Origin of the sequence: Shouchella patagoniensis, assembly GCF_002019705.1 — a bacterium.
GTDB lineage: Bacteria > Bacillota > Bacilli > Bacillales > Bacillaceae_D > Shouchella > Shouchella patagoniensis.
Map to the genome: position 1 here is coordinate 4,460,355 of NZ_KV917377.1, position 24,394 is coordinate 4,484,748.

Annotated in this window: 24 protein-coding genes and 2 pseudogenes; 21 read left to right on the plus strand and 5 right to left on the minus strand. The window is 38.9% G+C overall.

Going from position 1 to position 24,394, the window contains the following annotated elements; translation table 11 throughout:
* The first annotated feature begins 436 nt into the window (after window positions 1–436).
* The 11 genes and pseudogenes from BK584_RS23125 (at window position 437) to dsdA (ending at window position 9,104) form a co-directional block, all read left to right on the plus strand.
* Window positions 437–1,333 carry a macrolide 2'-phosphotransferase gene (locus BK584_RS23125; RefSeq protein WP_078394960.1) on the plus strand — a complete coding sequence of 299 codons (897 nt, stop codon included), beginning with the start codon at window positions 437–439 and terminating at the stop codon, window positions 1,331–1,333.
* A gap of 88 nt (window positions 1,334–1,421) precedes the next feature.
* Window positions 1,422–2,816 carry an MATE family efflux transporter gene (locus BK584_RS23130; protein ID WP_078394962.1) on the plus strand — a complete coding sequence of 465 codons (1,395 nt, stop codon included), beginning with the start codon at window positions 1,422–1,424 and terminating at the stop codon, window positions 2,814–2,816.
* A gap of 116 nt (window positions 2,817–2,932) precedes the next feature.
* Window positions 2,933–3,139, plus strand: coding sequence for an MMPL family transporter (locus BK584_RS23135; RefSeq protein WP_078394964.1), 207 nt, complete (start codon window positions 2,933–2,935; stop codon window positions 3,137–3,139).
* A gap of 186 nt (window positions 3,140–3,325) precedes the next feature.
* Complete coding sequence (locus tag BK584_RS24855; RefSeq protein ID WP_169871489.1) at window positions 3,326–3,472, plus strand: hypothetical protein; 147 nt, start codon at window positions 3,326–3,328, stop codon at window positions 3,470–3,472.
* A 75-nt stretch (window positions 3,473–3,547) separates the two neighbouring features.
* A pseudogene (locus BK584_RS23140) lies at window positions 3,548–3,694 on the plus strand (ATP-binding protein); the annotation flags it as partial.
* Window positions 3,691–4,401, plus strand: a complete 711-nt coding sequence (locus tag BK584_RS23145; RefSeq protein ID WP_078394968.1) for a response regulator transcription factor — start codon at window positions 3,691–3,693, stop codon at window positions 4,399–4,401. The pseudogene BK584_RS23140 and the gene BK584_RS23145, both read left to right, overlap by 4 nt.
* A 413-nt stretch (window positions 4,402–4,814) precedes the next feature.
* Window positions 4,815–5,504 carry an FHA domain-containing protein gene (locus BK584_RS23150; protein WP_078394970.1) on the plus strand — a complete coding sequence of 230 codons (690 nt, stop codon included), beginning with the start codon at window positions 4,815–4,817 and terminating at the stop codon, window positions 5,502–5,504.
* Window positions 5,505–5,642: 138 nt separating this feature from the next.
* On the plus strand, window positions 5,643–6,458 hold the full coding sequence (blaOXA, locus tag BK584_RS23155; RefSeq protein WP_078394972.1) for a class D beta-lactamase: 816 nt from the start codon (window positions 5,643–5,645) through the stop codon (window positions 6,456–6,458).
* 193 nt (window positions 6,459–6,651) lie between these two features.
* On the plus strand, window positions 6,652–7,332 hold the full coding sequence (locus BK584_RS23160; RefSeq protein WP_169871491.1) for a Na-translocating system protein MpsC family protein: 681 nt from the start codon (window positions 6,652–6,654) through the stop codon (window positions 7,330–7,332).
* Between the two features lie 124 nt (window positions 7,333–7,456).
* On the plus strand, window positions 7,457–7,633 hold the full coding sequence (locus BK584_RS24860) for a hypothetical protein (protein ID WP_169871493.1): 177 nt from the start codon (window positions 7,457–7,459) through the stop codon (window positions 7,631–7,633).
* 112 nt (window positions 7,634–7,745) lie between these two features.
* Window positions 7,746–9,104, plus strand: a complete 1,359-nt coding sequence (gene dsdA / locus BK584_RS23165) for a D-serine ammonia-lyase (protein ID WP_078394976.1) — start codon at window positions 7,746–7,748, stop codon at window positions 9,102–9,104.
* On the opposite strand, the gene BK584_RS23170 is transcribed toward dsdA, so the two are convergent.
* On the minus strand, window positions 9,101–10,009 hold the full coding sequence (locus BK584_RS23170) for a patatin-like phospholipase family protein (protein ID WP_078394978.1): 909 nt from the start codon (window positions 10,007–10,009) through the stop codon (window positions 9,101–9,103). The genes dsdA and BK584_RS23170 overlap by 4 nt on opposite strands.
* A gap of 247 nt (window positions 10,010–10,256) precedes the next feature.
* On the opposite strand from BK584_RS23170, the pseudogene BK584_RS23175 reads away from it, so the two are divergent.
* The 4 genes and pseudogenes from BK584_RS23175 to BK584_RS23190 all read left to right on the plus strand — a co-directional run bounded on the left by BK584_RS23175 (window position 10,257) and on the right by BK584_RS23190 (window position 13,852).
* Window positions 10,257–11,407 (plus strand): annotated as a pseudogene (locus tag BK584_RS23175) (IS256 family transposase).
* A gap of 199 nt (window positions 11,408–11,606) precedes the next feature.
* On the plus strand, window positions 11,607–12,137 hold the full coding sequence (locus tag BK584_RS23180) for a YhcN/YlaJ family sporulation lipoprotein (protein WP_078394980.1): 531 nt from the start codon (window positions 11,607–11,609) through the stop codon (window positions 12,135–12,137).
* A gap of 277 nt (window positions 12,138–12,414) precedes the next feature.
* Window positions 12,415–12,624, plus strand: coding sequence for a hypothetical protein (locus tag BK584_RS23185; RefSeq protein ID WP_078395822.1), 210 nt, complete (start codon window positions 12,415–12,417; stop codon window positions 12,622–12,624).
* 367 nt (window positions 12,625–12,991) lie between these two features.
* Window positions 12,992–13,852: an AraC family transcriptional regulator gene (locus BK584_RS23190; RefSeq protein ID WP_078394982.1), complete on the plus strand. Its 861-nt coding sequence runs from the start codon at window positions 12,992–12,994 to the stop codon at window positions 13,850–13,852.
* An 88-nt stretch (window positions 13,853–13,940) separates the two neighbouring features.
* Here BK584_RS23190 and BK584_RS23195 read toward each other — a convergent pair whose 3' ends face one another.
* Complete coding sequence (locus tag BK584_RS23195; RefSeq protein ID WP_078394984.1) at window positions 13,941–15,080, minus strand: alcohol dehydrogenase catalytic domain-containing protein; 1,140 nt, start codon at window positions 15,078–15,080, stop codon at window positions 13,941–13,943.
* Between the two features lie 223 nt (window positions 15,081–15,303).
* Here BK584_RS23195 and BK584_RS23200 point away from each other — a divergent pair, with 223 nt between their 5' ends.
* Window positions 15,304–16,314, plus strand: a complete 1,011-nt coding sequence (locus BK584_RS23200) for an alpha/beta hydrolase (protein ID WP_078394986.1) — start codon at window positions 15,304–15,306, stop codon at window positions 16,312–16,314.
* 722 nt (window positions 16,315–17,036) lie between these two features.
* On the opposite strand, the gene BK584_RS23210 is transcribed toward BK584_RS23200, so the two are convergent.
* A complete protein-coding gene (locus BK584_RS23210; protein ID WP_078394990.1) occupies window positions 17,037–18,131 on the minus strand; it encodes a citrate synthase/methylcitrate synthase in 1,095 nt (364 codons plus the stop codon).
* Between the two features lie 108 nt (window positions 18,132–18,239).
* On the opposite strand from BK584_RS23210, the gene BK584_RS23215 reads away from it, so the two are divergent.
* The 3 genes from BK584_RS23215 (at window position 18,240) to BK584_RS23225 (ending at window position 20,550) form a co-directional block, all read left to right on the plus strand.
* Window positions 18,240–19,115: a LysR family transcriptional regulator gene (locus tag BK584_RS23215; protein WP_078394992.1), complete on the plus strand. Its 876-nt coding sequence runs from the start codon at window positions 18,240–18,242 to the stop codon at window positions 19,113–19,115.
* Window positions 19,116–19,321: 206 nt separating this feature from the next.
* Window positions 19,322–19,795: a metal-dependent hydrolase gene (locus BK584_RS23220; protein ID WP_078394994.1), complete on the plus strand. Its 474-nt coding sequence runs from the start codon at window positions 19,322–19,324 to the stop codon at window positions 19,793–19,795.
* A 128-nt stretch (window positions 19,796–19,923) separates the two neighbouring features.
* The gene (locus BK584_RS23225; protein WP_078394996.1) at window positions 19,924–20,550 is read left to right on the plus strand and encodes a class I SAM-dependent methyltransferase; all 627 of its coding nucleotides are present in this window, start codon (window positions 19,924–19,926) and stop codon (window positions 20,548–20,550) included.
* A 94-nt stretch (window positions 20,551–20,644) separates the two neighbouring features.
* On the opposite strand, the gene BK584_RS23230 is transcribed toward BK584_RS23225, so the two are convergent.
* Together BK584_RS23230 and BK584_RS23235 are read right to left on the minus strand one after the other, a co-directional pair.
* On the minus strand, window positions 20,645–20,974 hold the full coding sequence (locus tag BK584_RS23230) for an AzlD domain-containing protein (RefSeq protein WP_078394997.1): 330 nt from the start codon (window positions 20,972–20,974) through the stop codon (window positions 20,645–20,647).
* Window positions 20,964–21,695 (minus strand): AzlC family ABC transporter permease, encoded by a 732-nt coding sequence (locus BK584_RS23235; protein WP_078394999.1) that lies wholly within the window; start codon window positions 21,693–21,695, stop codon window positions 20,964–20,966. Before BK584_RS23235 ends, BK584_RS23230 begins: the two co-directional genes overlap by 11 nt.
* A 343-nt stretch (window positions 21,696–22,038) precedes the next feature.
* On the opposite strand from BK584_RS23235, the gene BK584_RS23240 reads away from it, so the two are divergent.
* Together BK584_RS23240 and serS are read left to right on the plus strand one after the other, a co-directional pair.
* Entirely contained in the window at window positions 22,039–22,818 is a 780-nt protein-coding gene (locus tag BK584_RS23240) for an MBL fold metallo-hydrolase (RefSeq protein ID WP_078395001.1), read from the plus strand.
* A gap of 28 nt (window positions 22,819–22,846) precedes the next feature.
* Window positions 22,847–24,121, plus strand: a complete 1,275-nt coding sequence (serS, locus tag BK584_RS23245) for a serine--tRNA ligase (RefSeq protein ID WP_078395003.1) — start codon at window positions 22,847–22,849, stop codon at window positions 24,119–24,121.
* Window positions 24,122–24,394 lie beyond the last annotated feature (273 nt).

Here is a 24,394-nt window from a genome sequence, read left to right on the forward strand (position 1 = left end):
GAGAATGCAAAAAACCCGCCGTAAGCGTGTTTAAGCTTGTTTAAATGAGATAGAAAAAAAGTGAAAAGATTATTTGACAACCCAATTATTGCAGCGTATAGTTAAAACTACTTTTTATACAGGAGGCTTTATGAAAATGATTGACTCAGTCAGATTACGTTTAACCTATATGAACAACTAACTTCATATGTTCAAGGGCTCTGTTCTTATGCAGAGTAAACGGAATCAGTCTGTCCATTTTTATATTCTTCTACGGTTTAAACAAATGGAGAAAGGCGGATGAATCTGCTTTTTTTACTATATTCGGAAACTCCGAGGATTTTTTTGGTTTTTAAAGAATGGAAGACACCCGTTTACGCTTAAGCTACAGAGAGATAATTCTGTAGTTTTTTTGTGTGTAGGAAAATGCCTGTCACAAACGAGGAGGCGAAACCAATTGAATAAACAAAACGTAAAACAATTAGCAAATGAGCACGGAATTCAAATAGTTGAAACAACAATAAAATTAAATGAATCGGGACTTGATTTTCAAGTTGCACACGCAGAAGATACTACGGGACAAAAATGGATTTTACGCATTCCGAGACGTGCTGATTCGATGCGCTCAGCTGAAATCGAAAAGGCTGTACTTGATACCGTTAACAAACATGTTTCTTTTCAGTCGCCACTTTGGGTGATCTACACAAATGAACTCATCGCGTATAAACAGCTTTCTGGCGTGCCTGCGGGAACCGTTGATCCAGAAAACCAAAACTATATATGGGAATTGGATGTTGAGAACATTCCAGATTCTTATCATAAAAGTCTTGGACACGTATTGGCTGAGCTACATCATGTTCCAATTAAAGATTTATCTATATCAGGGCTTACCGTTCATACAGCTGATCAAGCGAGACAATCAATGAAACAACGAATGGACCGTGTCAAACACACATTAGGTGTAAGTGATGAGCTATGGAAAAAATGGCAAGCTTGGTTAGAAAATGAACCAATGTGGCCAAAAACAACTGGCTTAAGCCACGGAGATCTTCATCCAGGTCATGAATTGATCAATGATCAATCTGAAGTGACGGGCCTAATTGACTGGACAGAAGTTTCAGTAACCGATGTGTCGAGAGATTTTGTCACTCACTACATGGTTGCTGGAGTGGAGGGACTTGAAAAAACAATCGCTGCTTATGAGCAAGCAGGAGGAAACACTTGGCCATTAATGAAAGAACATATCATCGAACTCGCAGGCGCTAATGCCATAGGTGTGGCAGAGTTTGCGGCGGTTTCTGGCTTGAAGGAATACGAAGATATGGCAAAACAGATGCTAGGTGTAAGCGAATAGACGGAAAAGAACGAGTCATTGCATTTATAATGAGGGACGTGGTGATGTTCCGTTCCTCATTGCTTGTTCGAAGGAAGGAAACATACAAATGAATAAAAAGAATAATAGTTCAAAACTTGGAAGTGAACCAATCGGAAAGCTTCTACGTGATTTATCGATTCCGGCTATGATAGGTATGTTTGTTATGGCGCTTTACAATGTCGTTGACGTCATTTTCATTTCCTATGGCGTAGGAATTGAGGCAGTTGCGGGGTTAACGATTGCCTTTCCAGTTATGATGATTATGATGGCGGTTTCTGCGGCAGTTGGAATTGGTGGAGCGTCTGTTATATCCAGAAGATTAGGTGAAAACCGAGAAGAAGAAGCAAACAATGTATTTGGGACCGTTATATCTTTAATTTTACTTATTAGCGGAGCTGGAGTTATTAGTGCTTTTTTCTTCTTAGAAGATTTACTTATTCTGTTTGGAGCAACACCGGAAATTTTGCCATACTCATATGATTATATGTTTCCAATCATGCTCGGAACGGTTTTCTTTGCCTTTACCTTTGCGACGAATAATATCATTCGTTCAGAAGGAAATGCTCGGTTTGCGATGGTGACAATGATCATCCCTGCCGTTGTAAATATTATTTTAGATCCAATTTTTATTTTTACTTTAGATATGGGTGTGCAAGGTGCAGGGGTTGCGACAGTTGTGGCGCAAGGCTCGATTAGCATTTATATATTACGTTATTATTTAAAAGGAAATAGCTCATTAATATTGAGCTGGACCAATGTTACGCTTAACTATTCACTTGTGAAAGAAATTCTATCGGTAGGTTTTCCAGCATTTGTCCAACAAGCATCTGGTAGCTTAATGATGATTGCCATTAATGCGATGCTCATCCAACATGGAAGTGATTTACATGTCGGTGTCTTCGGAATAATTCAGCGGATTATGATGTTCACCGTTATGCCAATGATTGGTGTGATGCAAGGGATGATGCCGATAGTCGGATATAATTACGGGGCGAAAAACTTTGAGCGGATGAGGGAAACCATTTGGCTGACGCTGAAAGTCGTTGTACTCTGTTCAATTGGAGTCGTCTTTATTATGATGGCGTTCCCGTCTATTTCGATGAGGATCTTTACAAATGATCCCAATGCAATAGACGCAGGAATAACCGCGATGCGCATCATGTTTGCTGGATTCTTCTTAGCAGGTGTCCAAATTGTCGCTGGAGGTTTGTACCAGGCGTTAGGTAAGCCGGTGCCGGCATTAATTTTATCATTATCAAGACAAATCATTTTTTTAATTCCGTTAGTGTTAATTTTACCTCAGTATTTTGGTATCATTGGTGTGTTTATGGCTTTTCCAATTGCCGATGTGCTGTCATTTATTCTTTCTTCAGCATTGTTGTATCGCGATCGCGACACGATTTTGGTGAAAGGCAAGGATGAAGAGAAAATGGTTTTAGAGAATGAAGAACAAAGCAAATAAAGAATGGAGCATGATCGGGAGCATACGCTTCTGGTCATGCCTTTTTGTAGGCAAAAAAGTTTAGAAAATGATAAGAAATGGTTTATGAAATGATTAGATCCGAAAAGTAAGCTGAAATGGTGGTCGTTTTTGGCTCATTTGCCTTTGCTGGTGTGTTGACTATGCAACAACTTGGTTTTGGTATGGCCATCGCAATAGCTCTTGATGCGACGATTGTACGACTATTTCTTGTCCCAGCTGCAATGAAACTTTTAGGTGATTGGAATTGGTGGCATCCGTTTAAACAAACAAAGCAAAGAGACCGTAAACGTTCTGTAAGTTAAGAATGGAAAAGACCACTCGTCAGAAAATCGTTTATAATAAGTGGAGCAAGGAGAAAGGGGAGTAAACGAAATATCGATTCGTTTAAGCTAATTATTTCATACGTCTTGATAACGATCATTCCCATTGCATTGTTTGTACTCTTTCTCCATTTGCTGTTTCATCTGTTTTTGACAAATGTGGAAGAAATGCAAGGCAATTACCAATTAGAAAATGAAGAATCGCTTGAAGCATTTTTTTATGAAGACCTTGCTTCAATAACAGAAGTAAAGCAAGCGGTCCTTACAACACCAAGTATTCACAGCATGTGGGTTTTTAAAAGTAACCATTATTGATAACGAGAAAGGAATTGGAGAAAAGGATTTGCCCTCTATCTTTGAGCGTTTTACTGTGTAGAAACATCAAGAAAAACAGATTTAGGCGGCAGTGGGAATGGTTTGGCCATTGCGAAACAAATCATAGAAGCACATAAGGGAGAGATTGGTGTAACGAGTGAAGTTGGAAAAGGAACAGCTATTTACTTCACCGTGCCACTGCGTCATAAGGAGGGCATATGAAGCGTATATTTATTGTAGAAGATGAAGAAAGCATTTCTGAATTGCAAAAGGATTATTTAGAGATAAACGGATTTGAGGTTGAGATTGAACATAACGGGAAAGTCGCATTGACGAGGGCTTTAACAGAAAGGTTTGATTTAATTGTGCTTGATGTGATGTTACCAGAAATGGATGGTTTCGCAGTTTGCAAAGCCATTAGACAAGAAAAAGAAATTCCCATTCTTATGGTAACCGCAAGGGTGGAAGAAATTGATTTTATGAGAGGGCTCGGACTCGGGGCAGACGACTATATCTTTAAACCATTTAATCCAAACCATTTCGTTGCGAGAGTGAAAGCTCATCTTGCTAGGTATGATCGACTGGTGGGTATGAATGAAGATACGCAAGAACAAACGATGATAGGACGATTATGTATTGATCATAGTGCAAGAATTGTTCAATTAGATGGAGAACCGATTCATTTGCGGGCAAAAGAATATGATTTGCTGACGTTTCTTGCTGGAAATCCTGGTCAAGTGTTTACGAAAGAACACCTTTATGAACGAATTTGGGGAATGGATGCGATTAATGAGCTAAGCACTGTAACAGTTCACATAAAAAAAATCCGGGATAAATTGCAGCGGAACGAGACTGAATTTGATCAAATTGAAACGGTTTGGGGTGTAGGGTACCGATTTAAACGATCATATACGGGAGAAAACCAATGACTTCAATGAGTGTGATTCTTTTTTAGGAACTATATAAAAAAATAGCATCGAGTTTTACATATAAGAGGACCAGTAGCTCTTTGAATTGGATTCGATTTGGTTAAACTGTGTTAAGAAATTAATTAAATTTCACTTACCCTAGGATAATATAAATTAAAGAGCCATTACTAAAAGAAAAGTAAGGGCTTTTCACATTTAATTAACCGAGACATATATTTTTGGAATCCACTTATGAATGTTTTACACTTTCTTAATTAAGTGTCTTATTTGCAATTTCATACAACGATATTCCATATCACTTATTGTTTCCAAACGAGGGTCTATTCCATTATGATAGAGTGAAATAGATAGCAGCGAATTTGTTTTTAGTCTCAAAGTGAAAACTCATTCGAAAGAGCAAGGGGGAAACCAACGTGCAAGGAGTTTGCATACGAATTGATAAAGGAGAAGGGTTCTCTGCTGATCCACATGTTTCGTTGGTGCATGGCGAAATGATTATTGGTCGTTCTAGAGGAGAACAGGGGTATAAAACAGAGTCAGCTCTTTATTTCCCTAACCCTTATATATCTAGGCGACATGCAAGAATACAAGAGGAAGATGGGCACTACTCGATAATGGATTTAAATAGCAAACACGGGGTTAGCGTTAATGGAATGACTTTGGAAAAAAATCGGTCTTTTCCGCTGAACCATCGTGATTCAATCGAGCTCGCAAAAGGTATTATTGAACTAACGTTTTTAAATGCAAACGAAATCAATGAGTTGACGAGAGAACTTGATTTTAGCATGATAGCATCAAGGATTCATGTGGATCGGGCAAGACGTCAAGTAACGATAGATGGCAAACGGCTCGCATTAAGTGGTAAACATATGGAATTGCTACTATGCTTATATGAAAAACGAAACCAAGCTGTGAGCTATGAAGCATTAAAGCGAATTGTCTGGTCAGAGCGACTTGCTGAAAGTGACGATGCTATCCCGGATGTGGGTAAGGAAGAGATTAATGCGTTAGTCTATCGCTTGCGGCAAAAGCTTGGTGAATACGGGAAGTGCGTTGTGACAATTCCGAGATACGGGTATATGTTAGAAATTGAAAAGAACTAGGAGGAAGCCCTCCTACAATTAAAATAACAGAAAAATAAAAATCTTATTAGGGGATTGTGATGAACTCATCATCTTTGTTCCATGTTTCTTTTTGTAGAAGCTTGCTAAGATAAGGTGTATAGAAAAGGGGAGTAGAAAATGAAGAAGTTAATCATAACGGTTTTCTTAGCGGCTATTGGTACTGCTTTTTTATTTTTCCGCGAAGATCCAGAGCCAATAGAAGCAAGCAATGCGGAGAATTTATTGGAAATTGGTGAGAGTAAAGCAGCGGCAATATTGGAAGATAAAAATGCGGCTTTTGTGCTTAGTGATGTAACGCAAAGAAGGTCGTTTATATATAATAAAGATCGTGCCTATCAAAGTTTTTCGCCTCAATCGACTTTTAAAATTCTAAATGCATTAATCGGATTAGATACAGAAGTTGTTGAAGATGAATATGTAATAAAAAATTGGGATGGGGTAAAGCGTGAAATCGACGTTTGGAACCAAGACCATACTCTTGGTTCCGGTCTGAGAGATTCCGTCGTTTGGTATTACCAGGAATTAGCAAGAGAAATTGGCGAAGCAGAGATAAAAGAAGGTCTTGTTAAAGCGAATTATGGAAATAAAGACATCAGCGGGGGAATTGATGAGTTTTGGTTAAGTAGCACTCTCCAAATATCACCAGTCGAGCAAGCTCACTTTCTAGCAGCTTTATATCGAGAAGAATTACCATTTGATGAGCATGCGTTAAAAACGGTGAAGCGGATGATGATTGAAGAAGAGGGAGACCGTTATACTCTGTATGGAAAGACGGGTCAAGGCGATGGGATTGGTTGGTATGTTGGATTTGTTGTGAAGGGCGGCCAGACTTATAGTTTTGCTACAAACTTAGATGGTACGAGTGCAGAAGCAAAAGAAGCAACTCAACAGATCTTAAACGAATTTCAATTAGTAGAGGATCAAGATAGATAAGAATCAGAGAATAAAGAGCCGATTTGGCTCTTTTTATTTTGCTTATGACAATAAAAAACACACTTGTCTAAAAAGCAATAGTACAATAAACTATGAAAGTGGAAAAGCCGTGATTTAAATGAAGCGCACGATCTGTTACAATTAAATATGGACGGGAAAAATAATGTTTCTGTCTCTAAAAAGGAATGGAACCATGGAAAAAACATTCATTCAAGCTGACATTGCAAGTTATGTTGGAAAGTTATTACGCGATTACTTTGGAAAAGGTCCGTCTTCTGTTTATGTTTCAATTAATAAGCCTTATGTAACTTTGCATATAAGAGGTTTTCTCGCACCAATGGAACGAGTCTTAATTGCCCAACAAAAAGAATTAAAGGTAGAAGAAGTTAGAGATTATCTTATGGAAGAGATGATTCCTGATTTGAAAGTAACTCTTACAAATCATTTAGGTGAGACTGTAAGAGAACTCTTTTATGATTGGTCACTCGATAGTAGTTCAGGGATGATTCTTTGTGTTCTCGATAACGATTCAAGCATGAACGAAATGCATAACTATGAGAAAAAAGAAGCGATTCACAAAGAGGTTGCTCATGTCAGTGAATTAGCGGAAAAGTTACCAACATTTGTTGATTCTTGTTTTGTAAATGAACGAACGTTGCTCATTAAACGTGAAGGTATTTTAGTGCGCATCGAAAAAGAGTTAATAAAAAATGGGTTTGAAGAAGAACTGAAATTATCAAAAAAACGGCTAGAAAAAACGCTTTTATTGGAAAGCAATATACATGATTTACTGGAAGCTGATATCGTAGATTGTTATGTAGATTGGGATTTTGAAGCGGATTCTAGTTATATTCTTTTAACACTGAAAAAATAGCATATAGGCAGCAATGAACCGGATGAATAAAGCCGGACATAAGCCGAAAAGGATGATGAAGTGAATCCTTTTCGGCTTTTTTACGTATAAGAAATGCATGCCTCGCATTAAGGGAGGAAATCAAGTGAAGTTTTTAATTGATCATACGACGCAGGTCATTCACCGAGCTTCGCTAATAAGCGATGCGTGTCATGTACACACAACGGTGGCAAATGAAAGAGAAATGGTACAAGATGAATCGTATATAGTACAATTACAATCGAGTGGTTATACAAAATGTGAGCAATGTCATACGATATGATACATTGTACGATTTATGAATGAGAAATCCACTGTAGTAGTATGATGTGAGTTTGTTTACTGCTAGAGATTAATCGATAGGGTGTCATATTCATACTTAGGAGGCATTATACGTGGTTCAAACGATAGCAGGAAAACAAGTAGCTGAATGGGTAAAAGCGCTCCCGTTACTTGATGAAGTGATAGCAACGCGGGAAGTCTATTGGAACAATCCGAATCAATTACCGGTGGATGAAATGGGAAAGAATGCAAAGTTAACGATGAGTGACGTGATGCAAGCGGAACAGCGGTTGCGGCGTTTTGCACCGTATCTTACAGTCGCCTTTCCAGAGACAAAAATAACGGATGGCATTATTGAATCAGCATTAAAAAAAATTCCCGCAATGAAAAAACAATTAGAACAACGTTTTAAAGTGAATATTCCCGGTGATCTTTGGTTGAAATGCGATAACGACTTGCCAATTTCAGGATCAATTAAGGCGCGGGGTGGCATTTATGAAGTGTTAAAACATGCAGAAAGCCTTCTGTTTGAAAATCAGTTCTTGCAAGAAACAGACGACTATTCGATTATAGCGGAGCCAAAGTTTAAATCATTTTTTTCTTCTTATTCCATTGTTGTCGGTTCAACAGGCAATCTTGGTTTAAGCATTGGAATCATGAGTGCAAAACTAGGTTTCCAAGCAACAGTACATATGTCTGCTGACGCCAAACAATGGAAAAAAGAAATGTTGCGTGATCAAGGAGTGAATGTTGTCGAGCATGTCGCTGATTATAGTAAAGCCGTTGAAGAGGGAAGAGCGCAAGCTGGTGCCGATCCGAACAGTTACTTCATTGATGATGAACATTCAGAAGATCTTTTTTTAGGTTATGCGGTTGCGGCACTACGTTTAAAAGAACAGCTTAACAAAAAAGAAATTCGCATCAATAAAGCAAACCCACTTCATGTGTATTTACCGTGTGGAGTAGGTGGTGGCCCTGGTGGTGTGGCGTTTGGTTTAAAACTTGTTTTTGGTGAGAATGTGCATTGTTATTTTGCGGAGCCAACCCATTCCCCGTGCATGCTTCTAGGTATGATTACAGGAGAGCATAACAATGTTTCTGTTCAAGATTTTGGAATTGATAATAAGACAGCCGCTGATGGTCTTGCGGTAGGAAGGGCTTCTGGCTTTGTCGGGCGCTTAATGGAACCACTCCTTTCTGGTATCTATACAGTAGAAGATGCCATTCTCTATGAACTGCTCGCGGATATCGCTGATTTAGAAGGGATTCAATTAGAACCTTCTGCATTAGCTAGTCTGTATGGCCCGGTTCAAGCAGCTAGAGTAAGAGACGTCACTAAACATCAAGGAACGCATATTGCTTGGGCAACAGGAGGAAGTATGGTGCCACAGGATACGATGTTAATGGATTATCAAAAAGGAAAAAAACAGCAGGTTTTAAGCATAAGAAAAGACGCAAGGAGCGCGGACTAACCGCGTTCCTTGCGTCTTTTCTTATGTTGTTCAAAATTCCAAGTAGTCAAAAAATCGCTTGCTGCCTGATAACCGGATTGATAGAGGTCGTCCATTTGAGTTGCACTTAATTCAAAATCGGTTGCTGTGATTTCACCAGGATCAATGGTAATGGTTCTTTCAAGTGTTTCCCCTTTTAAATAACGAAGGTCATGAGCTTGCATCATTGTCCGAAAGACATTATAAGCTAAGTGAAAGGGGGTAGGGATTGTTGCTTTAGCGCTTATCGTATCTTTTAAAAAATGAAATCCAAACGTTGGAAAGCGGGGATTTTTTGCATCAAATAACCAGATGGGAAAATTACTGAGTAGGCCGCCGTCAATAATATATGCTTTTTGTTTTTTCGTTTGTAAATGAACGGGACGATAGAAAAAAGGGATAGATGTGCTCATCATAACAGCTTTAGCTAAGGAAAACGTGGCAGGGTTTATATTGTATTTAGGCAAGTCATCTGGAAAAATAAGCATGCGACCGTTTGTAATGTCAGACGCAATTATTTTTAGTTTACCAGCTGGCAAGTCCGCAAAGGTGGAAATGCCTTTCTTTAAAAGAAGGTTGTGCAACCATTTTTCAATATAATCGTTTTGGTACATCCCTAGATGAAGTAATAGATGAGCCATGTTTCCAACGAAGGGTATTCGATTTAACCATGTTCTTCCTCTTAATAAATGGAAGTCAATTAATTTAATGTGTTCATTAATTTCATTACTTTTGTATCCTGCGGCAAGTAGGGATGCAATGATTGAACCGACAGATGTTCCTGCAAGCCTGACCCATTCAACATTGTTCTCTTCCATCGCTTGAATCGCACCTGCAAAAGCAATACCACGAATGCCGCCTCCTTCAAAAACAGCATCTGCCTTCATTTTCTCACTCCTCTGCCAAACTTGTATGGACAAGTAATACTTGTCTACCTTAGCATATGTTCAAATAACGCAGATGTTCTTCTTTTTAATGAGAATGATAACAGTACCTATAAAAGAGAATGTGCGGTGAATAAATAAAGGAGAGCGTAAAATAGTTTGTGTAAATGAATAAAAGCACGAAAAAGGGAAGCCCTTTTCTAGTAGAATTAAGTCACCACAACCAACCCACAGAAAAGAGGACTTCCCTATGACTGATTTTACTACAGATATTGCCCAAGCTCTAGTTCGAAAAGAAGATTTACAAGGTTTTCCGATTTCATTTAGAAGCAGCCGTCAATACGCTTTTAGCGACAGAGCTCACGGCGTTTTTAGACTACGAAAAATACGACCGCCTTGGCGTGAATTCGGGTAACTCTAGAAATGGTTCTTACAATCGTACACTTCACACCGAATTTGGTGATCTTCAGCTCACCATTCCAAGAGACCGGAATGGAGACTTTCACCAACAAACGGTCGCACCTTACAAGCGATCAAATGAAACCCTGGAGTCCTTCGTCTTGCATATGTATCAAAAAGGCATCACGACAAGTGAAATCGCTGATTTGTTGGAGCGCATGTATGGTCATCATTACACGCCTCAAACCATCTCAAACCATCTCAAACATGACCAAAACGATGGAAACGCAAGTCAGAGCCTTTAAAGAACGCCCACTCGCGAAACGATATGTATGTATCTATTTAGATGCCACTTTTATTGCGGTTAAACGTGACACGGTTTCAAAAGAAGCCGTTTACTTAGTGATTGGTATTCAAGAAGATGGCTCAAAAGAGGTCTTGGCGTATTCCATTGCCCCTACAGAGTCCGCGTTTATTTGGCAAGAAGTTCTTGAAGACCTACGTGAACGAGGGGTTGAAGACGTTCTTTTGTTTATTTCTGATGGGCTAAAAGGCATCAAAGATGCCATCCAACTCATATATCCATCGTCACGTTACCAAGCGTGCTGCGTCCACCTTTCTCGTAACCTCGCCCATAAAGTAAGAGTCTCGGATCGTGCGGAAGTGTGTGAAGACTTTAAATCTGTGTATCGTTCTTCGAGTCAGGAAGAAGGACAAGAAGCGCTTGATGTCTTTATAGCAAAGTGGAAAAAAGCGTATCCTCGTGCGATCAAAGCCCTTGAACAGAACGAGCATATTCTCACCTTTTATGAATTTCCTAAAGCCATTTGGCGAAGCATTTACTCAACAAATCTCATCGAGTCATTTAACAAACAGCTAAAGAAATACAGCAAGCGCAAAGAACAATTTCCAAACGAGTCGTCGATTGAGCGTTTTTTGGTGAGTCAATTTGAACCGTATAATCAAAAGTTTTCTACACGATGTCACCTCGGGTTTGATTAAGCCCGTGCCGAATTAGTGGAGATGTTTGACCAGATAGAGGCGTAAGAAATGACTTACATACTAGGAGTAGGGTTTTCTATTTACACAAAATTCTTGACGGTCCCAAATAAAGATTTTTTAGTACTTATACATAATTTCTTACTTGGTTGTACATTTTATATAGAAGTAAGACAAAAACCAAAAAATGGAGTGAAGAAAAATGAATAAACGTTGGACAACCACATTAGCGGTTTCACTTATTACGATTTCACTTGCTGCTTGTGGAAATAATCAAGATAATAATCAGCCACAAGATCCAATGGATCCAAATGAAGATATGGAGCTGAATGAACCAAACAACGACAACGTTGAAGGCCAAGGAAATGGTCACACCAACATGCATGATAACATGGATGATATGCATATGGGCGTATCAGACGAAGTGGCTGACCGTGTTATGGAATTAGAAGGTGTAAATCATGCGACAGCTATTGTAGTGAACAATCATGCCTACATTGCTGTAGAAATGGATGATGCGGCTCATGATGTTTCTGATGATTTAAAAGCACAAATTTCAGATAAAGCAAAAGAAACGGATGAAGAGATTGAAAATGTTTATGTTTCTGCAAACCCTGACTTTGCTGAACGATTAGAAGGGTACGGAGAACGAATTCAAAATGGAGACCCAATTGAAGGATTTGCGGATGAATTTATGGAGTCAGTAAATCGCATTTTTCCAACTAGAGAATAGGGAAAAGGAAGCCATGATTGTGGCTTCCTTTTTTTAAGCTTAATTAGCACGCTAAAGAGAGTTGCTTGTATTGCAGATGCGTACTTCTTCAAAAAATGGTGGCGCCTATAAGTTTATATACGCGCAATAATAACGAAAAATCCTGTTAATAGTTCTAGTACTCATAAGTAGTAGCTAAGAGAGACTCACTTGACCGACCAAGCGCTTTGTAATGATGAAGCTTCCACACCAAATTTTATTCGCTCCATATCGTGACACTGAGAGGAACGTTACACGCATGAATTGGCAGACGAAAATCAATTATTTACTTGGACATCTGATTGGCGTTTCATTTTTTGATGGGAGAGGGACAAGTGCGGTTTTGTGTTATACACAAATCGGAGAATTATTTTTAATGGAGTATTTGTATCATAAACAATTTGCGCTTAAACATTATGAATTTCAACTGATTCAAGAGATCCCTCCTTTCCCGGCCAGTTATGAATAGGGTAAGTAAGTTTTGTTTAGAACAAAACTTACTTTTTTCAATTCGATTGTAAGGAAAATGATTATATAGATGTACAGTTTTTGGACAAGCTTTGAGCTTGCTAAAAAAAATTATTTGAAGTTTGCAAAATCGTCAACATGATCATTTCAAAGGCTACGGAAAATCTTGGTTCTAAGCATTTCCCTTTTTTAGCGCGCTTTTATTATAATGAAGAAGTCTGGAACACGGTTGACGAGAATGACTTGTTAATCTCTTTTTTTGTTTTTTCCTATTTCTATAATAGAGTAGGAATCGGTTCATACTGCGCACAAATTGACCGGAATGGTTGGGGATGTAGCTTTAAAATAAAGGCAAGGAGTTGAGAGGTATGGCAATGATTGATGTATTGCAAGAGACAATTGACTATATGGAAAAAAATATACTTGAGCCTATTTCAATGGATGAAATAGCTAGACAGGCAAATGTGTCTCCTTTTCATTTTCAACGGTTATTTTCAGTCCTAACGAATATGTCGGTGGGTGACTATTTGCGAAAACGACGATTAACGTTAGCGGCTCAAGAATTAGTCAATTCTAACTTGAAAATTATTGATATTGCCTTTAAATATCATTACGAAACTCCCGAAGCTTTTACAAAAGCCTTTCGTAAGCAACACGGGGTTACACCGAGAGATGTACGTAAGGGGATTGGAAAAGTAAATGCATACAACCGACTCACTATACAGGTAAATTTGAAGGGAGTAGACCCAATGCGCTATCGAGTAGTTGAACGAGGAGAATTTCATGTTATTGGAACGAAGCGAACGTTTTCAATTAAGAACAACCAGAACACGAAAGAGATACCAACGATGTGGTCTGACAGTAGCAAGGACGGGACAATTGCAAAATTAGCTCAATGGAATGACGGACAAATCAAAGGCTTGCTTGGCGTATGCATTGATAACCAAGTCAATACAGCCCAAGAGGAAGTGGAATATTGGATTGCTACTGAAACAACAGGGGAGTCAAGTGAATATGAAAAGTTGATTCTTCCTGCCTCGACATGGGGAGTATTTGAAGTACATGGACCGGCTCCGACATCCATACCAAAAGTTTGGAGAAAAATCTTTTCTGAATGGCTGCCATCCAATCCGTATGAGCATGCAGAAACGCCAGAGCTTGAAGTTTATTTGGATGAAGATGTGTTTAAAGAAGATGCTTATGCTGAAATATGGATTCCATTAAAATAGAGCATCACGAAACCATTAACGAATGGGAATCAATATTTGAAGAGAGTACAATAAAAAGCTCGCTTATGAAAAAGCGAGCTTTTTAACGTTATGGTTTAAAGATTGTCTTAATGCTTCCATCTGCTTTTTGATCAAACGTTCGGTAGGCTTCAGCGGCATCCTCAAGCTTTACTTTATGAGTAATGATGTCTGTCGGGTCAAATGTGTTGTTTTCAATCATCTCATAGAGTTTTGGCATTAAATGAACAACCGGGGCTTGCCCCATTTTAAGGGATACATTCCGAGTGAAAAAATCACCTAGCGGAAAGCCGTTTGCTTCAGTGCCATAAACGCCAGTTATTTGAACTGTGCCAAACTTTCTTACAGATTCGCTTGCCGTTATAATTGGCTGAATGGTTCCAAATTGGTTGTCATAGTCAGAGCCAAATGATTGTCCGCTAGGAACAGTTCCATCCATACCTACACAGTCAATCACGACATCAGCACCACCTTCTGTGCGCTCATAAAGAAGTTGACCAATTTCAGGGGTGTCAGCGAAATTATACGTTTCAACATTGTTTGTCCGTTTACCGTGTTTTAAACGATGTTCAACTTGATCAACTGCAATGACTCGTTTCGCTCCTTTTAACCAAGCGAACTTTTGAGCCATTAAGCCAATTGGACCTGATCCGAGAATGATGACTGTATCTTCTTTTTTAACTCCGCTATGTTCAACACTCCAGTAAGCTGTAGGGATAACATCCGATAAGAATACAACACTCTCATCGTCTAGCTCACTTTTTTCAGGTATTTTGAAGGAAGTTGTATCACCATATGGAACTCTTAAGTACTCTGCTTGACCTCCGGGATGGTTTCCGAAACCTTCTGCAAACCCAAACAATCCACCTGCGTCTGAATGAGGATTATCATTTGATTGATCACATTGACTCTCCATCTGATGGTTACAGTAGAAACAATCTCCGCAACTCACATTAAATGGAATGACAACACGATCTCCCTTCTTCAAAGTCTTTACCTCCGAACCAACTTCTTCAACGATCCCCATCGGCTCATGCCCTACAACATAGTCTTTTTCTGGAACGATCCCTCCATGGTACAAATGCAAATCAGAACCGCAGATTCCACTGGCTGTGATTTTGACAATGATATCGGTATTCTCTTTTATGGATGGAGCTTGTACATCTTTTGTTTGCATATTTTCTTTACCTTGGAATGTGACAGCTTTCATGCTTACACCTCTTTTTTAAAAAGTTTATCTACCCCTCTATACCTTTTTATACCAGAATAAAACGTTACAAGTACCTTGCGATGGAACGACTAGTTATTCTTTCAAAAGATGGTGAACATAGGTCTAGCATGTAGGAATTTGATTTAAGAAAAATAAAGGTCTATGGGCTTATTTATTGAATGACTTCAAAGTGTAGTATAAGCACAAAAAGGAGCATAGATGAATGGGAATAACGAGGTATGTCAGAGAAGTAGACCGTTTAGAAAAAGGGGGCTTGTCATTAGTCATTAGTATTTATTATCCAATCGAAAAACAGACGTCAAGCAAGTACATGGACTTGTATGAACCTGCAAAAAAAGCTGCATTGACAAAATTCCTTGAAATGGGGGTAAGAGAAGAATTAATAAAGTCCTTAGAGACTACAGTTGCGAACGCGAACGCGAAAGCGATTGAAAAACACTTGCCACTACCTATTGTCCTTTTATCTCCTGGTATTGGAATAGACCGCGATATGTATCAATCGCTCATTGAGCCAATGATATTAGCAGGGAATGTGGTTGTGACGGTTGGACATGTTTGTGATACATATTTTACTGTGATGCCCGATGGTGAGCTCATTGATCAAGCTAAGCATATAGCGGAGCTGGATTACACAAATTTTAAAGCGTTAACAGAGCTCGTACATAAGCGAGTGAAAGACTTACAATCTGTGTTGGACCAGTTGAAGCAATGGAATGAAGAAGATGAAGTGTTAAACGGACTCTTTAGCTTTGATACTATTATTGGAGTAGGTCACTCATTAGGAGGGGCTGCATTAATTGAATTAGCGAGGGTCGACAAACGAATTTGTTCCATTATTAGCTTAGATGGTAGTTTACACGTGGTGAATGCAACAGACCCATTACCTGTGGCACTTCTTAATATGCGTCAAGAAGAGAGCTCCTTTGAGGAGATGAAAGTAAGTTTAAAAGAACCGATCGCTCGTGAACTTTCAAAAAATCAGCAGCGACTTTTTTCTTTAACGGAAAAAAGTGTCTATATGAAAGTAAAAGGAGCTGATCACCTTACTTTTTCAGATGTTCCCACATTATTTGAATTAGGGCAATTCAGTGTGAGGAAGGCAAGGTATAAGGCTTTCAATACAACAATTCTTACTTTTATGCAATCAAATTCTTTGGATGGTTCATCAGAACTTGTAAAGAAGATCGACTGCAAGGGGGTTGAAATAAAATAAACAAGAATACCCGCAAGAGGAATATAAAAATCTTGATAAGCACGCACAATGATGTCATTTAGCATGACTTAACTCAGCTTTTTTGGCGTTTACAAGGAGGAAAACGCCCCCATATAGCGAAATCTCCACAACTGTGGTCTAATCTCCGCGACTTGAATGGAGTCTCCACATGAGAGAGCGAAATCTCCGCACCAAATAGCAAAATCTCCACACAGAGCGCTCAAAATTCCGAAAAAGAGCAGAAATCTCCACAACTGCGGTCTAATCTCCGCGACTTGAATGGAGTCTCCACATGAGAGAGCGAAATCTCCGCACCAAATAGCGAAATCTCCACATAAGGGAGCGAAAACTCCACCCCATATAGTAAAATCTCCACACAAATCGCTCAAAACTCCGAAAAAGAGCAGAAATCTGCTCAACTGTGGTCTAATCTCCGCGACTTGAATGGAGTCTCCACATGAGAGAGCGAAATCTCCGCACCAAATAGCAAAATCTCCACACAGAGCGCTCAAAATTCCGAAAAAGAGCAGAAATCTCCACAACTGCGGTCTAATCTCCGCGACTTGAATGGAGTCTCCACATGAGAGAGCGAAATCTCCACCCCGTATAGCGAAATCTCCACCCCGTATAGCAAAATCTCCACATGAGTAAATCAAACTCGGAGAATCTCTAAAAGAACAAAAAAAGCCACTGTAAATCTAAAATTTTACAGTGGCCTACATTTAATCCGTTATGACTTTCTTGCCAATATATTCTTGCTCTGGTCTGAAAAGACGGTTATTCTCTGCTTGTTCCAGTAAATGACTGCTCCAGCCAACGATTCTACTAACACAAAATGTAGGTGTGAACCACTCTGGATCAAATTTAAGGGCGTCCATAACAGCAGCAGCGTAGTATTCAACGTTAACATGAAGTGAACGTCCTGGTTTATATTCCTCAAGCAATCGAGTTGCGGTTTCTTCGATTGCGGTTGCGTTAATGAGGTGTTGATCACTGTTACCCGATGTCTTTAAAACGTCACGTAAGGCGATTGCTCTTGGGTCCGTGACTTTATAGACGCGGTGACCAAAGCCCATTAGCTTTTCTCCACGGCGAATTTTTGCTCGTAGAAATTCTTCAAGACTAGTGGTGTTCGTTTGGATTTCCTCTAATAAGCGAAGTACTCCAGTAGGAGCACCACCGTGTAACGGTCCTTTCATTGCACCGAGTGCTGCGCATATGGCGGAAGGTAAGTCAGACTCAGTAGAAGCGACAACTCTTCCGGCAAAGGTAGATGCATTCATTCCATGTTCCATTGTCAAAATTAAGTAGGCATTTAAAGCAGCAATCTGTGCTGGTTTTGCTTCATTTCCGGTAAGCATATAAATGTAATTTGCGACATGATCAAGTTCTGGTTTAGGCTCTAGTGGTTCATTGCCATCTACTAATTGAACCCATGTACTAATAATTGTTGGAAATAATGCAATGAGACGAGTCGCTTCTTTTATAGTCGGAGGCCATTGTGCATGAGCATCAATACTTGATATACAAGTGCGTAAAACCTCCATTACGCCTAAGTCCTTAGGTAACGCTTGTATGAATGTTTTTACATGTGTGGGCAATATACGATTGTTCTTGAGATCTGTTGAAAATTGATTTTTCTCAGCGGTGGTTGGGATTTTCCCCATAAGGAGTAAAAAAGCAACTTCCTCAAAAGTAGCAGTGCGAGCAAGCTCCCCTGTGTCGTATCCACGATATAACAATATCCCTTTCGAACCATCCACATCACTGATCGTTGTTTTTGTAACAACAACACCTTCTAAGCCGCGTACAAACATAAACAACACCCTTTCCAATATTTTCTTTATCATAATGGAATGATATGATAAAGAAAATTAAATAATTATGGTGAAAATGATTATGATTATTAATCAGAGAGGGAGAATATGAATATTCAATGGATTGAAAGCTTTCTAACAGCAGCTAGAGTTGAGAATTTCAGAAAAGCAGCTACGGCGTTATATGTTTCCCAACCAACAGTGACCGTGCATATTCATCAATTAGAGAAATTGATTGGCGCTGAATTATTTGAACGGACAGGTCGTAAAGTCGTTTTGACTCATTTGGGGAGAGAGTTTGTACCGTATGCTCGTAAAATGTATGACTCTTACCATGAGGGAATCTCCTATATGGATAAGAAGGTACAAGGGTATCAAAGTGAAGTGAACTTGGCCGTCTCTCCATTAGTTGCCTCGACTTATTTACCTCACTGGGTTAAAGCGTTTGTTAAACGTTATCCAAAAATAGAAGTAAATGTAGACGTCATCGAATCTGCACTCATTGATCAGACGGTTGAACTAGGAAATGCAGATATTGGTTTATCTAGGAGTCCTGCTCAAACATCTGGGGCTACAAGTGTATGTATTCAAACAGAAAAACTCGTGTTTGTGGCTCCTCATGACGGTTATGATGCAGAAAGGAGTCTACCTGTTGATGTTGAAGAGGTTCTTCGTACACATCGTTTATTAACCCATAATCATCCACTGTATTGGGATGACGTTTTGCTTTCATGCAAACACTTTGTACCTGATTTACAAGAAATGAAAGTGTCACAAGTTCATGTGACAAAACGATTTATTGAAGAAGGTATGGGGTGTTCTTTTTTACCCTTGTCTGCTGTACGCAGGGAGTTAGCCGAAGGTAGAATGTTAGAAGGAGAGGTTCCGGATATTCTCTTACCTACTGTATCCACCTATTTAATTAAAAAGTCACCATCAAAAGAGGGCGAAGCTTTTGCGAATATTGTGCGAGAGCTGGCATAACCGTCTTAATGAACAAACCATCTTCCATAAAGGAATGATGGTTTGTTCATCTTTTTTGAAGCGTTTTTTCAATGTAGCTATCATCTTTCAAAGCCTAAAAAAGGATAGTTGCTAATTAAAAAAAGTAGATAAGTATGATACAAAAGCGAACGTATGTGTGTTATCATTGGACAAGCGTAATATACGCGTTACGAAAGGAGAATGCCATGACTGGTAAAACCCACATAATTGGCGGCATTCTTGCATGTCAGGCAGTAGATACATTTGTTTTTGGGAATGATGGTGGTTTTGTTTATTATGCAGCGGGTGTGGCGGGGGCCTTATTGCCGGATATTTGCCATACGCATTCAAAGATAGGGAGACGTTTTCCTGTTATATCAAAAATGGTAGCAACGATATTTGGACATAGAACATTTACTCATAGCTTGCTTTTTTTGGTCATTATTAACGCTACTCTACTATTCTTCTTTCCTGATAATGAAGCATTGCGACGCGGTGTGCTTATTGGAATGGCCTCACATTACGTACTTGATGCACTAACTGTTAGAGGGATTCGTTTTCTTTATCCTGCCGATATACGTGTCCGATTTGCAAGAATTCGAACTGGAGGCGGATTTGAATCCATTATGCTCGCTCTGTTTGTTGTTGCAATTGGCTGGATTTATGTCGTCCATGTCTAGTAAATAAAAATGAAGTGAACATACATAATGTAATGAAATTGAAAACTGCTATAGGCATCTATAGCGGTTTTTCGCAATAAAGTAGGTTTCACTTAAGAGATTTAAATGAACAGAACGGGGAGGATACGATGTCAAAAAATATGAAGGACAGCTTAATTGATTCTTATAACAAGAAAGCACAAGAAAGAGAGCTAGATTTAGTGTCAGATTGGAAATTAACAGAACGGCAGCGTTTTTTAAAGATGATTCAAAAGGAAAATGCAAAACATTTTTTAGAGATTGGAGCAGGTCCAGGAAAAGATAGTCTTTTTTTTCAACAGAATGGCATGACTACTTTTAGCACGGACATTTCAGAAAAGATGGTTGAATTGTGCAAGCAAAAAGGGTTAAAAGCAGAAGTGATGAGTTTTGAAGCTCTTGAGGTAGAAACGAATTGTTTTGATGCGATTTGGGGATTAAATTGTTTGCTCCATTTGCCAAAAGCACGGTTAGGCTTAGTGTTGGAAGAAATAAAGCGGGTATTGAAACCCAATGGTCTGTTTTATTTAGGTGTTTACGGTGGTAGAGATTCTGAAGGAATTTGGGAAGAGGATGTTTACGAACCGAAACGTTTCTTTTCCTTTTTTAAAGATGAAGATTTATTGTCTGTTGTTTCGGAATATTTTAAAGTTGAGTCCTTTCAAGTGATTCCCAAAAGTGTCATAGGAGGCACACTTCATTTCCAAGCATGTGTGTTAAGGAAAGTAGCTGTCTAATGTTAGCGTTAGACATAAATTGATTAAGTGTTTGAACGAGATGGATTACTAATAGGGCAGAAAAAAACTTGTTGCATGGCAACAAGCTTTTTTTCTATGTACCGCTTAACAAACGAACTCCAGCCATAAGGGTAACGCCTATTAAAACAGTAAGCGATAGACTCTTTGTAAAAAGTGCTACTAAAATGGTAGGAATGAGTACGATAACTGCCTGCCAATCAAATGAAATTAATTGGTCTGAATCAGTAAGAATTCCTTCTACAACAAGTGCGGTCAGTATACAGATTGGAATAAATGAGAGCCATTTTAGAACAATTGACGACATCTGAATTTTTCTCACAAAAATAAATGGGAGTACTCGTGGGATAAAGGTAACAAGCATACAACCTAAGATTAGTAAGAGCATACTGGAACTAATCGTCATTTGATAGCACCACCCCTATTGTTGCAGCAAAACAGGTTGATAATAAAACGGCAATATGTCCAGAAACGAAGAAGGAAAAGACGATCATGGACACAACGACAAGTAGAACGACAAACATATTCAGTTTTAGTCTGGCTGATTGCGACTGCTCAAGTTGAAGAACGAGCAGAGCAATAAACATGGCGATTAACGCATAATCAAGCCCAAATGCATGTGGATTACTAATCCATTGTCCAAGTATTGCCCCGGCAGTGCACGCGGCTGCCCAACAAAGATAGGCAGTAAGATTTAATCCATCCATCCATTTTGCATAAAGGCGTCCATCACGTGCTGCTCTTGTGGAGGCGACTCCAAAAGATTCGTCTGTTAGTAAAGCACCAAAACCAATATTTCGTAGGAACGATTCTTTTGTAAAGTAAGGAGCAAGTGTCAAGCTTAAAAGAAAGTGACGCAAGTTAACAATAAAGGTTGTCGTGATAATCACAGGTAAAGTGGCTCCTGCGACAAGTAATGCGCAGATAATGAATTGGGCAGAGCCAGCATAAACAAAAATGGATAAAGCGGCAATTTCAATGATGCTTAAGCCGGAGGCGGTGCCAACAATGCCAAAAGCGATACCGATGCTCATGTAGCCAAAGAGAGTAGGAGCACAGTCTTTCGCTCCTTGAAGGAAGCTGTTAGTAGAAGAAATTTCTTTTAAAAAAGGTTTTTGGGCATTCATATAGGGCCTCCTTTCCGCTAAATACAATAAGGCGCTCCTAGCTATTTTAATCACTCTATAAGAAGAGGGGAAGTGATTTTTTATAAAAAAAGAAAAAGGAAAGTTGTCACTTCAGGCATAATGCTTTTGAAAGTATTTTGTATGGATCGAGCTACGGGCATGGTTTAACAATTTGCCAATCCGATTCATCTCACTGATTGTTCATTTAGTGATTGTAAGGCGGAGATACGAGAATAATTAGTTTGTAATCGTTCTAAAATTCAACTAAATTTATGCTAAGATAAAGAGAGAGTAATCAAGGTGGTGCAGTGTATCCTATCAATTAAGCGAAAGGAGTTTAATAATGGAAGATCCGTGGTTTACAATTTCTGAACTAGATAGCAAAACGTATGCGATTAGCGAATATGGACATTGGGAAAAAGTCCATTCGTTTTTGCTTTTAGGAGAAGAAAAAGCTGCTCTTATTGATACTGGACTAGGCATTGATTCAATTCAACGTGTTGTGGACAAGTTAACGAACTTACCAATAGATGTACTAACAACTCATGTTCACGCCGATCATATTGGCAGCCATGGCGAGTTTGATCAGCTTTTTGTCCACGAAGACGAAGAAGATTGGCTTATTTCTGGAATAAAAGGGTTAGCAATTGAACAGATAAGAAAAGATATAGGAAGAGACATCACCATTCCAACCCCAGCCTCATTTGATCCATCTACATATCGTCCTTTTCAAGGGAAGCCATCGGGGTTGCTCAAGGACAAAGATGAAATTAATTTAGGGAATAGAACATTACTCGTCTATCATACGCCAGGGCATTCGCCTGGACATATCAGCTTATTTGATAAACAAAATGGTTTTTTATTTACAGGCGATTTATTTTACGATCAGACGCCTATTTATGCATTTTATCCAACAACTAGTCCATCTGATTTAGTTGCTTCTTTAGAGAAAATTGCCGCGATAAAAGGTGTAAACCAAATATATGGATCGCACAATTCCATTGGCATTGATCCTCGTATCTTTGCTGAAGTTCATCGTGCAATCACTTATTTACGTGAAAACGATCTAATTACGTTTGGATCAGGCGTTCATGAGTTTGCAGGATTTTCTGTACGGTTTTAAAACGAACGAAAGAGAGGAATGAACCAATATGTTAGATATTCAGTTCATACGTGAACATGCAGATAGAATTCAATTAATAGCCGAACAAAAAAAGATGAACGTCCCAATAGACGAGCTTTTAACTATTGATGTGAAACGACGAGAGTTTATTCAAAAGATTGAGGGTTTCCGTACAAAACGTAATCAGGAAACAAAACAGATTGCAGTACTCGCAAAGCAACAGTTAAAAGAAGAAATGGAAAAGAAGAAAACAATCGTCCGCGAATTAAACCAACAGATCAAGGGCACAGAGAGTGAATTACAAGAGGTTGAACAAAGATATAAGGAATTAATGAATTTAGTTCCAAATCTTGTTTCATCTGACACACCTGTAGGTGACTCAGATGAAGACAACGTTGTCCTAGAGCATGTAGGAGAACCGAGGTCATTTTCATTCAAAGCCCAAGATCATATGGAACTTGGATTGGCTCACGACATGTTTGACATCGAGAGAGGAGTCAAAGTAGCTGGTACGCGTAATTATATATTAAAAAATGATGGTTTATTTCTTCATCGGGCCGTGCAACAATTGGCTATTGATTTATTACATGAACGTGGATTTACAATGATGGATGTTCCCTTGATGGCAAATGAAGAAGTCCTGTACAGCACAGGTTTTTTTCCGACTGGAAAAGACCAAACGTACCATTTGGAAAAAGATAATAAGTATTTAGTAGGAACGGCAGAAGTGCCTCTCGTTGGATACTATGGTAATGAAATCCTGGAAATGAGTGAACCGATTAAGTTGGCTGCAGTTTCAAATTGCTTTCGAAGGGAAGCGGGATCTGCAGGGCGAGACGTGCGTGGTTTGTACCGTGTGCATCAGTTCGCTAAAGTCGAACAAGTAATTATATGTAAAAACGACCTAGCGTTATCTGATCAAATTTTAACTGAAATTACAGAGAATGCAAAAGAATTAATGCGTTTGCTTGAGCTGCCATATCGTGTTGTTGCGGTTTGTACAGGTGATATGTCTCAAAAGAATTACAAGCAGTACGACATCGAAACGTGGATGCCTAGTCGTGGCAGTTACGGAGAAACGCATTCTTCATCAAATGTAACGGATTTTCAAGCGAGGCGATCAAATCTTCGTTATCGTGACGAAGCGGGAGCATTGCACTATTGTTTTACATTAAATAATACTGCAGTTGCAACTCCCCGTATTCTAATTCCGCTTTTAGAAAATCATCAACAAGAAGATGGATCCATTTATATTCCACAGGCGCTAAGGAAGTATATGTATGGAAAAGCGGAAATACGTTAAAACAGTTCCTGTGAAGACCGATAGTTAAAATCGGTCTTTTTTTTATGCCATTGAATACAAATTGGTGAAGATGAAAAATACATAAAAATGAAATAAGGTGAAAAAGAAGTGGAATTGTACGGAGGTTAGACTTGAATATATATTATTTTACCATAGTTTAATAGATTTTCACTTTTAGAAACTTTCATTTATAAATATGCTGATATTGGTGAAACTTTAGGATTTATTTCTTGCCAAATTGTGGATTTTAGCATATGCTTAATATATGAATTA